At 71.4% G+C, this 15,741-nt stretch carries 12 protein-coding genes; 6 read left to right on the forward strand and 6 right to left on the reverse strand.

Features of this window, described 5'->3' with window-relative positions; genetic code table 11:
* Nucleotides 1–39: 39 nt before the first annotated feature.
* The gene (locus IEY87_RS08075; protein ID WP_189137844.1) at nucleotides 40–1,089 is read right to left on the reverse strand and encodes a polyprenyl synthetase family protein; all 1,050 of its coding nucleotides are present in this window, start codon (nucleotides 1,087–1,089) and stop codon (nucleotides 40–42) included.
* A 194-nt stretch (nucleotides 1,090–1,283) separates the two neighbouring features.
* Here IEY87_RS08075 and IEY87_RS08080 point away from each other — a divergent pair, with 194 nt between their 5' ends.
* The 5 genes from IEY87_RS08080 to IEY87_RS08100 all read left to right on the forward strand — a co-directional run bounded on the left by IEY87_RS08080 (nucleotide 1,284) and on the right by IEY87_RS08100 (nucleotide 5,700).
* Nucleotides 1,284–2,465: a zinc-dependent alcohol dehydrogenase gene (locus tag IEY87_RS08080; RefSeq protein WP_189137845.1), complete on the forward strand. Its 1,182-nt coding sequence runs from the start codon at nucleotides 1,284–1,286 to the stop codon at nucleotides 2,463–2,465.
* A 52-nt stretch (nucleotides 2,466–2,517) separates the two neighbouring features.
* Nucleotides 2,518–3,576, forward strand: a complete 1,059-nt coding sequence (locus IEY87_RS08085) for an NAD-dependent epimerase/dehydratase family protein (RefSeq protein WP_189137846.1) — start codon at nucleotides 2,518–2,520, stop codon at nucleotides 3,574–3,576.
* Between the two features lie 257 nt (nucleotides 3,577–3,833).
* Nucleotides 3,834–4,304 carry an ATP-binding protein gene (locus tag IEY87_RS08090; protein WP_189137847.1) on the forward strand — a complete coding sequence of 157 codons (471 nt, stop codon included), beginning with the start codon at nucleotides 3,834–3,836 and terminating at the stop codon, nucleotides 4,302–4,304.
* A gap of 65 nt (nucleotides 4,305–4,369) precedes the next feature.
* Nucleotides 4,370–5,284 (forward strand): dihydropteroate synthase, encoded by a 915-nt coding sequence (gene folP / locus IEY87_RS08095; RefSeq protein ID WP_225277691.1) that lies wholly within the window; start codon nucleotides 4,370–4,372, stop codon nucleotides 5,282–5,284.
* Nucleotides 5,285–5,301: 17 nt separating this feature from the next.
* Nucleotides 5,302–5,700, forward strand: coding sequence for a DnaJ family domain-containing protein (locus IEY87_RS08100; RefSeq protein WP_189137848.1), 399 nt, complete (start codon nucleotides 5,302–5,304; stop codon nucleotides 5,698–5,700).
* Between the two features lie 47 nt (nucleotides 5,701–5,747).
* Here the strand turns inward: IEY87_RS08100 and IEY87_RS08105 are convergent, their stop codons facing one another.
* Nucleotides 5,748–8,063 carry a glycoside hydrolase family 6 protein gene (locus tag IEY87_RS08105; RefSeq protein WP_308112987.1) on the reverse strand — a complete coding sequence of 772 codons (2,316 nt, stop codon included), beginning with the start codon at nucleotides 8,061–8,063 and terminating at the stop codon, nucleotides 5,748–5,750.
* A gap of 329 nt (nucleotides 8,064–8,392) precedes the next feature.
* On the opposite strand from IEY87_RS08105, the gene IEY87_RS08110 reads away from it, so the two are divergent.
* Complete coding sequence (locus IEY87_RS08110; protein WP_189137850.1) at nucleotides 8,393–11,329, forward strand: glycoside hydrolase family 48 protein; 2,937 nt, start codon at nucleotides 8,393–8,395, stop codon at nucleotides 11,327–11,329.
* Nucleotides 11,330–11,547: 218 nt separating this feature from the next.
* Here IEY87_RS08110 and IEY87_RS08115 read toward each other — a convergent pair whose 3' ends face one another.
* The 4 genes from IEY87_RS08115 to IEY87_RS08130 form a co-directional block, all read right to left on the reverse strand.
* Nucleotides 11,548–12,096 carry a hypothetical protein gene (locus IEY87_RS08115; protein ID WP_189137851.1) on the reverse strand — a complete coding sequence of 183 codons (549 nt, stop codon included), beginning with the start codon at nucleotides 12,094–12,096 and terminating at the stop codon, nucleotides 11,548–11,550.
* 9 nt (nucleotides 12,097–12,105) lie between these two features.
* Nucleotides 12,106–13,167: a lytic polysaccharide monooxygenase auxiliary activity family 9 protein gene (locus IEY87_RS08120; protein WP_189137852.1), complete on the reverse strand. Its 1,062-nt coding sequence runs from the start codon at nucleotides 13,165–13,167 to the stop codon at nucleotides 12,106–12,108.
* Nucleotides 13,168–13,373: 206 nt separating this feature from the next.
* A complete protein-coding gene (locus tag IEY87_RS08125) occupies nucleotides 13,374–14,678 on the reverse strand; it encodes a serine/threonine-protein kinase (RefSeq protein ID WP_189137853.1) in 1,305 nt (434 codons plus the stop codon).
* A complete protein-coding gene (locus tag IEY87_RS08130; protein ID WP_189137854.1) occupies nucleotides 14,665–15,636 on the reverse strand; it encodes a LacI family DNA-binding transcriptional regulator in 972 nt (323 codons plus the stop codon). Before IEY87_RS08130 ends, IEY87_RS08125 begins: the two co-directional genes overlap by 14 nt.
* Between the last annotated feature and the right edge of the window lie 105 nt (nucleotides 15,637–15,741).

Here is a 15,741-nt window from a genome sequence, read left to right on the forward strand (position 1 = left end):
GGGCAGGCCGAAGCGCCGCTCCTGGCTGATCCATTCGGGTCAGCTGTCGCGGTGGGCCAGTTGGGCGGTCAGCGCGGTCAGCGCGACCCGGGCCTCGGGCATGATCGGGGCGGCGTCGAGAGCCTCGACCGCCTGGCCCGCCCGCTCCTCGATCATCGACTCGACCCGGTCGATCGCGCCGGTGTCGAGCAGGATCTGGCGCATCTCGGCGGCGTGCTCCTCGGCCAGCTCGGGATTGCCGTGCCAGGTGCGCAGGTAGGCGAGCTGCGCGGGCGTGGCCCGCTCCACCGCCTGCGCGAACAGGACCGTCTGCTTGCCGTCGCGCAGGTCGTCCAGCGCGGACTTGCCGGTCTCCTCCGAGGAGCCGAAGGTGCCGAGCACGTCGTCACGGAGCTGGAAGGCCTCGCCCAGCGGCAGCCCGAACGCCGAGTAGGAGGCCAGCAGCTCCGGGGTCCCCCCGGCCAGCGCGCCGCCGATCTGCAAAGGACGCTCCACGGTGTATTTGGCGGTCTTGTAGCGGATCGTGGTCAGCGCCTGCTCCACGCTGGCCCCGGTGCGCAACTGGGAGAGAATGTCCAGGTATTGGCCGCTGATGACCTCGGCGCGCATGGCGTCGAACAGGTGGTGCGCCGCGCGCAGGCGGGCCGGCTCGACCCCGCACGAGGACAGCAGCGCGTCGGACCAGGCCAGGCTGAGCGTGCCCAGCAGGATGCCGCCGGCCTGCCCGAACGCCTCCGCGCCCGGCCCGGCGTGCAGGTGGGCGAGGCTGCGGTGCACGGTGGAGCGGCCCCGGCGCAGCTCGCTGCCGTCCATGATGTCGTCGTGGATCAGCAGGCCCGCATGGCAGAGCTCAAGAGAAGCGGCGGCGCTGATGATCTCCTCGCAGTCCTCGCCACCGGCGCCCCGCCATCCCCAGTAGCACAGCTGGGGACGGACGCGCTTGCCGCCCGTGAGGATGAAGTCGATGAGCAATCGGTAGGCGGCCACCACGTCCTGGTCGGTCACCGGCGCCCGCCAGCCGTCGAGGAACGCGGCCAGCCGTTCGTCCACACGCGGTCCCAAAAGGTTGGGGGTAAAGCTGACCGTCATGAGCCGGCTCCTTCTGTCGAGCTTCATCACCAGTAGTTACTCATTCAATACGGAGGGTGTAAAGCCGATTGGGGGATCAGAGTTTTTCTCGCACCTGACGAGACCCGCGCATGACTCCGTACAGGGCGGCCGACTCGTTTGACGGCAGGTATGTGGGTATGCGAGAGCAGGCGCCCCCCAGTGAGGAGAGAGCCATGAAGGCCGTCACCTGGCACGGCAAGCGCGACGTCCGGGTCGAAGAGGTCCCCGACCCGCAGATCAAGGAGCCGAACGACGCGGTCATCAAGGTGACCAGCAGCGGCATCTGCGGCTCCGACCTGCACCTGTACGAGGTACTCGGGCCGTTCATGACCGAGGGCGACATCCTCGGCCACGAGCCGATGGGCATCGTCGAGGAGGTCGGCGCCGAGATCACCGGCCTCAAGCCCGGCGACCGGGTCGTGGTGCCGTTCAACATCTCCTGCGGCCACTGCCACATGTGCGGGATGGAGCTCTACGCCCAGTGCGAGACCACCCAGGTCCGCGAGCACGGCATGGGCGCCGCGCTGTTCGGCTACACCAAGCTGTACGGCCAGGTGCCCGGCGGCCAGGCCGAGTACCTACGCGTCCCGCAGGCCCAGTTCGGCCCGATCAAGGTGCCCGCCGGCCCGCCCGACGAGCGGTTCGTCTACCTGTCGGACGTGCTGCCCACGTCCTGGCAGGCCGTCCGGTACGCCCACCTGCCCGAAGGCGGCAGCGTCGCGGTCTTCGGGCTCGGCGCCATCGGCCAGATGTGCGCCCGCATCGCCGGCTACCTCGGCCACCGGGTGATCGGCGTCGACGGCGTGCCGGAACGACTGGAGATGGCCCGCCGCCACGGCATCGAAGTCGTCGACGCGAGCGACGTCACCGACGTGCCCGAGGCGATCAGGCAGCTCACCGCCGGCCGCGGCACCGACTCCGTCATCGACGCCGTCGGCATGGAGGCGCACGGCTCGCCCGGCGCCAAGTTCGCCCAGGCCATCACCGGCCTCCTGCCCGACGCCATCGCCGCGCCGCTCATGGCCCACGCGGGCGTCGACCGCCTGGCGGTGCTCAACCAGGCCATCGAGTCCGTACGGCGCGGCGGCGTGATCTCCGTCATCGGCGTCTACGGCGGCATGACCGACCCGATGCCGATGCTGCGCCTGTTCGACAAGGGCATCACGCTGCGGATGGGCCAGGCTCATGTCCGGCGCTGGATCGGCGACCTGATGCCTCTGGTGACCGACGACGCCGACCCGCTCGGCGTGATGGATCTGGCGACCCACCGGCTGCCACTGGAGGAGGCGCCGCACGCGTACGAGATGTTCCAGAAGAAGGCGAATGGTGCCGTCAAAGTGCTGCTGAAACCATGAACTTCGCAGCTCAGACGGTTTCGCGGGCGTCAGCCGGGGCAGCCACTGCCGCATGAGAGTCGTGGTGGTGGGTGCGACAGGGAACGTCGGGACGAGCGTGGTGCGGGCGCTGGAGGCCGACGAGAGCGTGACGTCCATTGCCGGTGTCGCCCGGCGGCTGCCCGGCCTGAAGTCCGGCCGCACCGTGTGGCACCGGGCCGACGTGGTCACCAGCGACCTGTCGCAGATCTTCGACGGCGCCGACGCGGTCGTGCATCTGGCCTGGCTGTTCCAGCCCACCCGGAACGCCATGGCCACCTGGCGGGCCAACGTGCTGGGCAGCATGCGGGTCTTCCAGGCGGTGGCGGAGGCAGGCGTGCCCGCCCTGGTCTACGCCTCCTCCGTCGGCGCGTACTCGCCCCGGCCCAAGGACGAGCCGGTGGACGAGAGCTGGCCCACGCATGGCTGCGCCGGGGCCGCGTACGGGCGGGAGAAGGCCTACGTCGAGCGGGTGCTCGACGTGTTCGAGAACGGCAACCCCGGCATTCGGGTGGTCCGGATGCGGCCGGGCTTCATCTTCAAGCGGGCGGCGGCCACCGAGCAGCGCAGGCTGTTCGCCGGGCCGCTGCTGCCGCGCAGGCTGGTCAAGGCGGGCAACATCCCGTTCGTGCCGGACATCCCCGGGCTCAAGCTGCAGGTGCTGCACACCGAGGACGCCGCCGAGGCGTACCGGCTGGCCGTGGTGCGGCCCGTCAGCGGGGCCTTCAACCTGGCCGCGGACCCGGTGCTCGACCCGCCGGCGCTCGCCGACCTGCTCGGCGCGCGGCTCGTGCCGGTCTCCCCGGGGCTGGCGCGGGCGGCCGTGGCGGCGGGCTGGCACCTGCGGCTCGTGCCCGCCGCGCCCGGCCTGCTGGAGATGGCCCTGCAGATCCCGCTGATGAGGATGGACCGGGCCCGTGAGGTGCTCGGCTGGACGCCCGCCTACTCGTCCGTCGACGCCGTCCGGTCGGTGCTGGAGGGCATGCGCGAGGGCGCCGGCCTGGACACCGCGCCGCTCGCCCCCGACTCCGGCCGACGCCGCCTGCGTGAGTTCGCCACCGGCGCGGGGGCCCGCTCCACACCCGAGGGATAGTCCTCCGATGTTTCCGGCAGATGGTGTAAGGGCGTGCTCGTCGGGCAGGACTAGAGTCACGTGAGGTCCAGAAGCGCGGCCTAGGTGTCCATTACGACACGGAGGTCACTCATGGATCCATCGAACCTGCCTCGGCCGGTCCCCTCCCGCCGAGCGAACCCCGCTGACCCTCCGTTCGAAGGCGCCGGAGACCGCCCTTCGAACCCCGCATGTCGGCGTGTCCAGACAGGTGATCAAGCGATCGCGAGGAGCCTGCCATGAGTACGTTACTGACCAAGCCCTTCACCATTCAGGAGATCACCCCCCTGCGCCGTGCCGTCGCACGGCATGCCTCGACCTCGGGGCTGGCGGGTGCCCGGCTTGAGGACTTCGTGCTTGCCGTCCACGAGAGCATCGTCAACGCCGTCGAGCACGGCGGCGGGCGCGGTCACCTCAAGATGTGGAGCGCCGACGGGCTGCTCCGCGTCGAGACCGTCGACCACGGCCCCGGCATCCCCGGCCCCTACCTCAACGACGGGCAGCCTTCGGACACGGCGTACGCGGGCCGGGGGATCTATCTGATCCGGCGGCTCTGTGACGGCGTCGACCTGCGCACCGGGCCCGCGGGCACCACGGTTCAGATCACCATGCGCCTGCCGCGGCGCGGGCCCAGGCGCACCTCGCCGATGAAGCGCGTCCGGGTCGCGGCGAACGGGATCCACCCGCACGCGGGGCGCTTCACCGCCTGACGGGTGGCTGCGGAACGGGCGGGTAGGCTCGCTCGTGGTGACCGGACTTCTGGAGGATGGGTGCCATGAGCAGCGGAGCCGGCACGACGTTCTCCCCCTTGACGGAGATGGTCGAGCCCGTGCGGCGGATCGGGCGGCGCGAGTTCGACTTCCGGCGGCAGGTGGCGATCATGGCGATCGTCAACCGTACGCCCAACTCCTTTCACGACCAGGGCCGGACCTTCGAGCTTGAGCGGGCGGTCGAGGCGGCGCGGCGAGCCGTGGACGCCGGGGCCGACTGGGTGGACATCGGCGGGTTCGCCTTCAGCGCGGCGCAGGCCGAGATCGACGTCGCGGCGGAGATCGACCGGGTGGTGCCGGTCATCTCCGAGGTGCGCCGGGTCACCGACGCGGTGATCAGCGTGGACACCCATCGCGCCGCCGTGGCGGCGGCCGCGCTGGCGGCGGGCGCCGACGTGATCAACGACACCAACGGGCTGCGGGAGCCGGGCCTCGCGGAGGTCGCGGCGCGGACGGGCGCCACGGTCGTGGTGACGCACAGCCTCGGCGGGCCCGGCAGGCGGGTGATGCGGCCGCACTACGCCGACATCGTGCCCGACGTGTCGGCCTATCTGCGGGAGCGGGTGCGGGCCGCGCTGGCGGCGGGGATCGCGGCCGACCGGATCATCATCGATCCCGGACACGATCTCAACAAGAACACCTACCACTCGCTGGAGTTGATGCGGCGGCTGGAGGAGATCACCGCGATCGGATATCCGACGCTGGTGGCGCTGTCCAACAAGGACTTCATCGGGGAGACCCTGGACCGCCCGCAGGGCGAGCGGACGGAGGGGACGATCGCGGCCAACGTCATGGCGATCCTGCGCGGGGCGCGGATCGTCCGGGTGCACGACGTGCCCGCCACGGTGGCGGCGGTGCGGATGACCGAGGCGATGCTCGGCTGGCGGGCGCCGGTGGCACCCAAGCACAACCTGGCCTGAAGAGGGGAGAGGCGCGCGTGACCGAGCGCAAGCCACTGGGAATGCCGTTCGAGACCTGGGTGGACCGGCAGATTCGCGAAGCCGAGGAGCGGGGTGAGTTCGACAACCTGCCCGGCAAGGGCAAGCCGATCCCAGATCTGGACAAGGTCGGCGACGAGCTGTGGTGGGTGAAGCAGAAGCTGCGCGGCGAGGGGCTGTCCATGCCGCTGCCGCCGACGCTGGCGTTGCGCAAGGAGGCCGAGGAGTCGCTCGAGGCCGCCGCCAAGGCCAGGTCCGAGGGCGAGGTACGGTTGATCATCAATGAGATCAACGACAGGATCCGTGCGGCCATCAGGACCGGCCTGTCCGGGCCGCCGCTGAACCTGATGCCCTTCGACGTGGAGCGGGTCGTCTCGGAGTGGCGGGCGCGGCGCTGACGGGTTGGAACAGGGCCCAGGCGGCTGCCTGGGCCCTGTGATCGGGGTCAGGAGAGCGGCGGGTTGGCGTTCGCCACGAGCTGCCTGAACTGGGCGGAGAACCACTGGCCGGAGATCGGCGCGTCGGCCAGCGCCCCGGTCAGGTTGTTGCCGTTGAGTTCGTTTCCGGTGTAGGTGGGGTCGCACATCCGGTCGAACCGCTTGCCCTGGTCGTTGTCGATCTCCCTGCTGGAGCCGTCCGACTCGCCCGGCGGCTTGATCCAGACGTAGGCGTCGAAGCCGCTGGCGGGGGCGGCTTGCGGCCTGGCGCCGATGCCCGCGCCGCTCTGGTTGCACCAGTTGCCGGCGTGGATGCGGCGGTCGACGCGCGAGTCGTCCACGAACGTGTTCAGGTTGGTCGAGCCGCTTGGGCCGCTCGGGCGCGCGGAGCCGCCCCAGCCGTTGCGCGAGGTGTCGACGAGCATGCCCAGCCCTTGCCGGAAGCCCTTGGCGATCAGGGCGGTGCGCAGCGCGGCGGCGAAGGTCTGCTCATCGACGTAGAAGTTCCAGTCCACCCACTCGGACTGGCGCACCGTGGTGCCGTTGACGGTGGTGTTGATGGTGAAGTGCGGCTCGGTGGTGGTCGAGTAGTTGGCGGTGTTGACGATGAAGCCGTCCACGCTGTCCACGCCCGCCGTGGTGCCGGCGACGGTGGAGTGGAACAGGTCCACCGCGGGCTGGAAGTTAGAGTCCCAGCCCAGCCAGGCGTGGTGGGCGGCGTCGATGTAGGTGTAGACGTTGGAGATCGCGTGCAGCTTGTTCAGCGCGTAGCGGACGCTGTCGACGTAGCCGCCGGGGCCGTTCGCCTCGCGGCAGTCCGCGAAGCTGTCGATGTTGGTGATCAGGTTCGGCAGCGAGTCGGGCTCGATGACGGTGACGATGCGCAGGCCGGCGTACTGCGGGTCGTCGAGGATGTCGGCGATGGGGTCGATGTACTCGCTCTTGTAGCGGTTGAAGCCGTTCGCGGCGATGCGCAGCTCGCCGTTGGAGGCCAGGGCGGAGCAGTCCCGGTTCGGCAGGTTGTAGACGACGACCTGGATGGTCAGCGGCGCGGCGCCGTTGGCGGCGTCCTGCCGTACGGCCTCGTCCAGGTGCTCGCGCAGGCTCATCGCGTCCGCGGAGCCGGCGATGGCGGCGATGCGGTCCATCCACACGGCGGTGGAGGTGTTGGCGATGGCGGCGCCGCCCGGCTCGGCGGCCGCCTTGGCGGACCAGTTCGGGTTGACGTAGCCGGTGGCTCCCGCGTACGGGTTCTCGACGTGCACGGGGGTGGTGCCGTCGTCGTCCGCCTCGGTGGCGGTGACCGTACGGGAGGTCAGGCCGGTGGCCGCGACGGTGAAGACGCGGGTGCCGGCGGTGGTGTCGGCGTCCTGGGCGGCGGCCAGGGTGACGGTCTGCGGGGTGTTCCAGTTGGCGGGGGTGAAGGTGAGTGAGGCGCCGGAGCTGACGGTCAGGTCGGTGTCGCCGCTGCCCGCGCTCGTGGTGACGGTCACGTTCGAGGAGGGCTGCGCGGCCAGGCGCACGGTGTAGGTGGCGCCGGCGCCTTCCGGCACGGTCACCGACGTCGGGGTGACGACGAGCGACTGTTCCTGTACGGCGTCGTCGTCGATCTCGGTGCCGTTGACGGTGGCGGAGGTGACGCCGGTCCCGCCGACGGTGAAGACGGCGGTGCCCGAGGTGGTGTCGGCGTCCTGGGCGGCGGCCAGGGTGACGGTCTGCGGGGTGTTCCAGTTGGCGGGGGTGAAGGTGAGTGAGGCGCCGGAGCTGACGGTCAGGTCGGTGTCGCCGCTGGTGCGCGAGGTGCTGACGGTCACGTTGGCGGCCGGGGCCGACGACAGCCGGGCGGTGAAGGTGGCGGTGCCGCCCTCGTTGACGGCGACGGAGCTCGCGGAGGTGACGACCGAGGGGGTCGCGCCGCCGGGGCCGCCGCAGGTGGTGCCGTTCACGGTGTAGGAGGTGGGGTTCGGGTTGGTGCCGGACCAGGTGCCGTTGAAGCCGACGGTGACGGCGGCGCCGGTGGCGAGGGCGCCGTTGTAGGGCATGTTCGTCCCGGTCACGCGGGTGCCCGACTGGCTCCAGTTAGCGCCCCAGCCGCTCGGCGTGTACCGCTGGGTGGTGGTGGGGAAGTCGAAGGCCAGCGTCCAGGCGGTGAGCGGGTCGCCGAGGTTCTTCAGCGTGAGGTTGGCGGTGAAGCCGCCCTGTCCTGGGCTCGATGTCCACGTGTTGGGGGTGTACACGACGTCACAGGCGACCGCGGCGTGCGCCGTGGTGGCCTGCCCGGCGATGAGGCCGGCCGCCGCGACGCAGGTCGCGGTGGCGGTCACGGCCCATCTCCGGAGGGCGCGCGGGATTTTCACGAGTCATCATCTCCAGCGGTTGTTTGGGAGCGCTCCCATAGTGAGCGGGGTCCCGAGGGGTGTACAGCGAGCGGCCGGAGCCGTCGCCCGCTCCGGCCCACACGCTCGCCGAATGCCGCCGAACCGGGTTGAAACTTTCATACCGCGCTACCAGGTGGGAGTAAGCGCGGCGCTTCGGCGGCGGCCGTTTCTTTGACAGCCGGCGTCGGTCGCACCGCACAATCGCGATGGGAGCGCTCCCACCCCCCTACTCCCATGGAGAGACCGGAGAGACCGTGACCCACAGACCCCGATCTATGTTCGCCCGATGGGCCAGGCGGCTCGCCGGGGCCGCGACCCTGGTCCTCGTCGCCGGCACCACGACCGTGCTGGGCCAGGCCCCCGCCGGCGCCGCCGTCGCCTGCGAGGTGACCTACACCGCCAACGAGTGGACCAGCGGCCCGAACCAGGGCGGCTTCACCGCGAACCTCACGCTGAAGAACCTCGGCGACCCGCTCACCGCCTGGACGCTGGCCTTCGACTTCCCCACCACCACCCAGCGGTACACACCCACCGGCTGGAGCGCCAACTGGAGCCAGTCAGGCACGAGGGTCACGGCCACGAACATGCCCTGGAACGGCGCCCTCGCCACCGGCGCCGCCGTCACCGTCGGCTTCAACGGCACCTGGTCCGGCAGCAACCCCAAGCCCACCTCGTTCGCCATCAACGGCACCACCTGCGGCGGCACGAACGCCAACCAGCCCCCGACCGTCTCGCTGACCTCGCCGGCCGCCGGCCAGACCTTCGCCGCCCCGGCCACCGTGCCGATCGCCGCGACCGCCGCCGACCCGGACGGCACCGTCGCCAAGGTCGACTTCTACCAGGGCTCGACGCTGCTCGGCACTGACACCAGCGCCCCGTACGCCTACAGCTGGCAGAACGTGGCGGCCGGGAACTACTCGATCACCGCCAGGGCGACCGACAACGCGGGTGCGACCACCACCTCGTCCCCGGTCGGCATCACCGTCTCCGCCGACAGCACTCCCGTGCTCGTGGTGAGCCCGCTGAGCCTGGCCGTGCCCGAGACGGGGGACGCCTCCTTCGGCGTCAGGCTGTCCAGGGCGCCCACGGCCAACGTGACCGTCAGCACCGCGCGGGTCAGCGGCGACACCGACCTGACCGTCAGCTCCGGCGCGACGCGGACCTTCACCCCGGCGAACTGGAACACCGCCCAGCACGTGACGATCGCCGCCGCCGACGACGCCGACGCCACCAGCGGCTCGGCCGTCTTCAGGGTGAGCGCCACCGGCTACAGCCCGGTCGACGTCGCCGTGACGGAGGCCGACAACGACACGCCGGGTGGCGGCGACAACGCGTACATCGCGCGGTTCACCGAGCTCTACAACGAGCTGCACGACCCCGCCAACGGCTACTTCTCGCCCGAGGGGGTGCCGTACCACTCGGTGGAGACCTTCATGGTCGAGGCGCCCGATCACGGGCACGAGACCACCTCGGAGGCCTACAGCTACTACCTGTGGCTGGAGGCCGTCTACGGGCAGGTCACCGGTGACTGGTCGAAGTTCAACGCCGCCTGGGACTCGATGGAGACCAACATCATCCCGGCCACGGCCGACCAGCCGACCAACTCCTTCTACGACCCGGCCAAGCCGGCCACGTACGCGGCCGAGCACCTGGAGATCGAGAACTACCCGACGGCGATCGAACCCGGCGTCAGCGTGGGCTCCGACCCGATCGCGGGCGAGCTGCGCAGCGCCTACGGCTCGGCGAACATCTACGGCATGCACTGGCTGCTGGACGTCGACAACACCTACGGCTTCGGCCGCTGCGGCGACGGCACCACCAAGCCCGCCTACATCAACACCTACCAGCGCGGCCCGGAGGAGTCGGTCTTCGAGACGATCCCGCAGCCGTCCTGCGACACCTTCGCGCACGGCGGCACGAACGGCTTCCTCGACCTGTTCATCGACGACAGCTCGTACGCCAAGCAGTGGAAGTACACCAACGCCCCCGACGCCGACGCCCGCGCGGTGCAGGTGGCGTACTGGGCGCAGACCTGGGCCGAGGCCCAGGGCAAGGAGTCGCAGATCTCGGCGACCGTGGCCAAGGCCGCCAAGATGGGCGACTACCTGCGCTACGCGATGTACGACAAGTACTTCAAGCAGCCCGGCTGCACCAGCCCGTCGTGCCCGGCCGGGACCGGCAAGAACGCCGCCAGCTACCTGCTGTCCTGGTATTACGCGTGGGGCGGCGCGACCGACGCCAACGCCGGCTGGGCCTGGCGGATCGGCTCCAGCCACAACCACTCCGGCTACCAGAACCCGTTCGCGGCCTGGGCGCTGGCGAACGTCTCCGAGCTGCGGCCGTTGAGCGGCACGGGCGCCCAGGACTGGGGCACCAGCCTGACCCGGCAGCTGCAGTTCTACACCTGGCTGCAGTCGGCGGAAGGCGCCATCGCCGGCGGCGCGACCAACAGCTGGGACGGCCACTACGCCACCCCGCCGAGCGGGCTGCCCAAGTTCCACGGCATGGCCTACGACTGGCAGCCGGTCTACCACGACCCGCCGTCCAACCAGTGGTTCGGCTTCCAGGCGTGGACGATGGAGCGGGTGGCCGAGCTCTACAACGTCACCGGCAACGCCGCCGCCAAGGCGCTGCTCGACAAGTGGGTGGCGTGGGCCATGGACCACACCACCATCAACGCCGACGGCAGCTATCAGATCCCGTCCACGCTGCGCTGGACCGGCCAGCCGGCCGGGAGCTTCAACGCCACCAGCGGCATGCCGCCGGCCAACCCCGGCCTGCACGTCGAGGTGCTGGACCACACCCAGGACGTGGGCGTGGCCGGCTCGTACGCCAAGGTGCTGATGTACTACGCGGCCCGCGCGCAGGACGCCGAGGCGCAGGCCATGGCCAAGGCGCTGCTGGACGGCGTCTGGGACAACCGCGACGCCAAGGGCGTCTCGGTGGCGGAGACCAAGACCGACTACCGGCGCGTGGACGACCCGGTCTACGTGCCGCCGGGCTGGAGCGGCACCATGCCGAACGGCGACCCGGTCAACGCCGACTCCACGTTCCTGTCGATCAGGTCCTTCTACGAGGACGACCCGGACTGGCCGAAGGTCGAGGCGTTCCTCGACGGCAGCGGGCCGGCCCCGGTGTTCAACTACCACCGCTTCTGGGCGCAGGTCGACGTGGCGGTCGCCCTGGCCGAGTACGGCCGGCTCTTCCCCTGACCACCCGACAGCCCCCGCCCCGCCGTCCCCCGCGACGGGGCGGGGCCTACCGGCGCATCGAGCCGGGTCACCTGGCCAGCCCTGCCGACGAGTCACCGAGGAGGTGAGGCCGCAGATCCCACCCAGGTAAGCACCCTGCGACACCATCCCGCCCGGATGGCAGGAACGCGGCCGGCCGAGTCCTCCCCCTCGTCGCCGGCCGCGTTCCCGTGCCCGGATCAGCGCGCCCGGGAGAATCTCGCCCGTGCCGCGTCGATCGCCTCGTCGTCGGCGAACGCGCCGAACGCCTCCTCGTGGTAGCGCTCGGGGATCGCCTGTCTGACCCGCTCCGGGTAGCCGATGCCGGGCTCGGGCACCAGGATCTGCGCATGCTCGCCGAGGCGTACGGCGAGCGGGCCGGACACGCGTACGGACATCGCCCAGTCCTCGCCCGCACCGGTGATCGCGCACAGGTGCCGGGCGTACACCCAGTCCACCTCGGCCACCGTGGCCGCGTCCGCGGGCTCGATCCCGAAGGGGTCCACCGCGCACACGACCCGGCCCGCGTCCTCGCCGAACTCGTGGCCGTGCTCGTGATGCTCGGCGGGTGAGGACTGTTCCAGGATCGCCGTCACCCGGGCGGCGAGCGGATCGCGCAGCTCGGCCGGCAGCCCCTGCTGCCGCAGGCCCGCGAAGAGCGCCGCACCGGCGACGGAGGCCGCGACCACGGCGGTGATCGCCACGAGGCGTCCCCGCCGGGCCGTCGGCCTCCTCAGTTCGTCAAGCATGCCGGCGGCCTACGGGCTGGTGCAGGTCAGAGCCGGCACGGGGCTGGGCGCGGTACCCGTGGCGTTGAAGCCGAACGTGGTGGAGGCGTTCGGCGCCAGTTGCCCGTTGTGCGCCACGTTCTTGGCCGCCACCGAGGGTGGTTGCCCGGTCAGCGTGGCGTTCCAGGGGGATCCCTCGAAGCCCTGGCCGCCGGTGTAGTTCCAGCGGACGGTCCAGCCGTTCAGCGTGCCCGTCCCGGTGTTGCGCACGGTCACCTCGCCCTGGAAGTGGCCGGGCCAGTTGTTGTCGATCGCGCGGAAGGTGGCGGCGCAGGCGCCCGTCGGCGTCGGGGTCACGGTCGGGTCCGGGTCGGGGTCGGGGGTGGAGCCGCCGGGGCCCACACCGGTGACCTCGCCGTTGCCGCCGTCGAAGACCACGTCGGAGCAGCTGTAGAAGTTCTCGTTGCTGTCGGAGCGGATCCAGTGAATGTAGATCATGTGCCGGCCGGTCTTGCCGGACGGGAGCTGGACGTTCCAGTAGTAGTAGTTGAGCCCGCCGACGCCGCCGCTCTGCGGCGGGTTGGCGGCGCTGCCGAAGGACTCCAGGTCGGACCACTTCAGCGGCGCGTTCGGGTTCCAGCCGTTCTTGGTGACGTAGTAGACGAACGAGCCGGGGTGGGCGGCCCAGTTGCTGTGCCGGATCTGGATGTTGGCGCCCGAGGTCAGGTGGGTCAGCGGCCAGTCGGAGCGGACGGCGTTGTAGGCGGTGAAGTCGTACGGGCCGCTGGTGCCGCCGCTGCAGAGCTGGCCGTCGGGGATGAAGCCGCTGGTCCGGCCCGCGCCGTCGGAGCGCAGCACGGCGAACCAGTTGTACAGCGGGGTGGCGCCGCTCTGCGCGAGCGCCGCCGCGCAGGCGGGGTTGTAGGGGTCGATCTGCCCGTTGTCCCGCAGGCCGTCCTGCCAGCACAGGAAGGTGCGGCTGCCGGGGAACATCGTGACGCCGTGCGCTTGCGCCGGAGGGACCACCAGGGCCGCGACGATCATGGCTAACGCCGCGGCGGCGGCCAGAACCGCCGTTCGGATGACTTTCATGAGGAAGATTCCTTTGCTCGCCTGACTCTGCTCGCATGACTGTGGAACCCCCCACGACTCCGCCCGCCCGGCAGCACTCGCGTGGCCGCATTACAGCACGCCTCGACACGCTCGACAACGTCGCGTGAAACTTTCACACCGCAGCGTGAGAGCGCTGTGTGAGGGCGCTGTGGGGAGCACTGTGGGAGCGCTCCCATGTCAGCGGGTCACGGCTGGCGGCGGGCCGCGGTGATCTCGGTGAGCCGGATCTCCAGCTCGTCGCGGCAGGCTGGGTCGAGCCTGCCTTCGCGTTCCCGGTCGGCCAGCTTGCGGCGCAGCCCGGCCAGGCCGGACTCCTCCTTGCCTGGCGTCACCAAGGAGCCGCGCAGCACCTGCTTGATGTCGAGGGCGACGTCGCCGCCGGTGGATCCGCAGACGCCGGGCCGCTCCAGCGTCGCGTGGAAGCCGTCGACGGCCTGCCGGACGGTGTGCACCTCGACCTGCACCCGCTCGGTGAGCCGGTGGGAGGCGGTGACGGAGGGGACGGCGGAGGGGACGGCGGAGGGGACGGCAGAGGGGACGGCGGAGGGGGTGGCGGAGGGGGTGGGCGCCGTCACCACGGGACCGAGCTCGCCCGGCGGATACTCCAGCCAGGCCAGAAGGGACAGGGCGAGCACGCCGGCCCCGGCCCCGGCCATCGCCAGGCCGCGCCGTACGCGCTTGCCGAGTTTGAGTGCGGCGGTGAGCGCGTCGGCGGCCGCGGCCGCCGAGGGCCGGCGGTCCGGGTCGTGGGCGAGGCAGCGCTGGCAGAGCGCCGCCACCGAGTGCGGCACCCCGGTCAGGCGCGGTGGCGGAGCGGTGCGGCGGGCCGCCTCAAGCTGCTCCCAGGTGGTCTCGGGGTATGGCGTACGGCCGGTGATCATGGCGAACAGCAGCACGCCGAGCGCGTAGACGTCAACGGCCGGATGGGTGGCCGCGCCGTCGAGCCGCTCCGGGGCGACGTAGGGAGGGGTGCCGCGGTCGTCGTCGGGGGTGCCGGCCCGAGCCGCGATCCCGAAGTCGAGCAGCTTCGGCCCGTCGGGCGTGAGCAGCACGTTCTCGGCGGTGACGTCCCGGTGGACCAGGCCACGGGCGTGCCCGGCGGCCAGGACCCGGGCCATGCGCACCCCGATGCTCGCGGCCTCGGGCCACGGCAGCGGGCCCTCGGCGATGCGCTCGGCCAGCGGCGTCCCGTCCAGCAGGGGCATCACGACGAAGGCCGCGACGGCGCCGTTCCTGGTCACGGCCTCGCCGTAGTCGTAGATCTCGATGGCGTCCGGATGGAGGAGCCGGGCGGCGGCGCGCGCCTCGGTGCGCGCGCGGGCGCGGTCGCCGAGCCCCGTCTGCAGGGACGAGGTCACCACCTTGACCGCCACCGTGCGCTGCAACGACTGGTCGAAGGCCCGCCAGATCACCGACATGCCGCCGGCGGCCAGCGGCTCCAGCAGCAGATATCTGCGGGCCAGGAGGTCCCCGGGTTCATGCCGAGTCACGGACGATCAGTTCCGTCGGGAGGATGGGGTCGATGCCGGTCGTACCGGACAGGAGCAGCCGGGTGGCGATCGTGGCGACCTCCTCGACGGGCTGTCGGACCGTGGTCAGTGCCGGGTTGGTGCGCCTGGCGAGGGGCGCGTCGTCGAAGCCGATCACCGCGACGTCGGCGGGCACCCTGCGCCCGGCCCGGCGCAGTGCCTGGATCGCGCCCGCGGCCATCAGGTCGGAGGCGGCGAAGATCGCGTCGAGCCCGGGGGCGTGGCGGAGCAGCCACTGCGTGGCGTGCGTGCCGGAGGCGGCGGTGAAGTCCCCGTAGGCGACGGGCACGTCGGCGACGCCCGCCTCGCGCAGCGTGCTCACCAGACCGTCGAGCCGGTCGCGGGCGGCGGGCAGCGAGGGCGGGCCGCCGATGGCGGCCACGGCCCGGCGGCCGGTCAGCAGCAGGTGCTCGGCCGCCTGCCGGCCGCCGTCGCGGTTGTCCACGTCGGTGTACGGAAGCTTGAGGTCGTGCGGCGGCCGGCCGATGTTGCGCACGGTGATGCCGGAGGTGCACAGCTTGATCGCCAGGGGGTGCCGCTCCCGCGCGCCGACCAGGAGCACCGCGCCGGACAGCGCGGGGAGGATGGAGGAGGTCGGGCTGACGGTCGTCACCATGAGGTGGGTGCCGTGCTCGGCGACGACGGCGCCGGTGGCCGCGAGGAGCCGGGCATAGTACGGCTCGGTGAATAATCGCGGTAACTGATCGCAGACCACCACGGTGACCCCGGCCGCGGCGCCGCTGGAGACCGAGCCCCTGGGCGCCCGGTGACGCACATAGCCCATCCGCGAGACCGCTTCGTAGACCTGGCGCCGGGTCGACGTGCTGACCCGCACCGAGCCGGTGAGGACTCGGGAGGCGGTCGCCGGGGAAACCCCGGCGGCCGCGGCGACCTGTGCAAGTGTGGGCTGCTCGGACATGCGTCAGCACCTCGCGACAAAGATCCCTGGGAGCGCTCCCACGTTACCAATGTTTCCGCGTCGTTAACAGGCCCACTGTACGCGTAGTTAGGCGCCAGTAAGAGG

Source organism: Nonomuraea glycinis (assembly GCF_014646515.1).
GTDB classification, from domain to species: domain Bacteria; phylum Actinomycetota; class Actinomycetes; order Streptosporangiales; family Streptosporangiaceae; genus Nonomuraea; species Nonomuraea glycinis.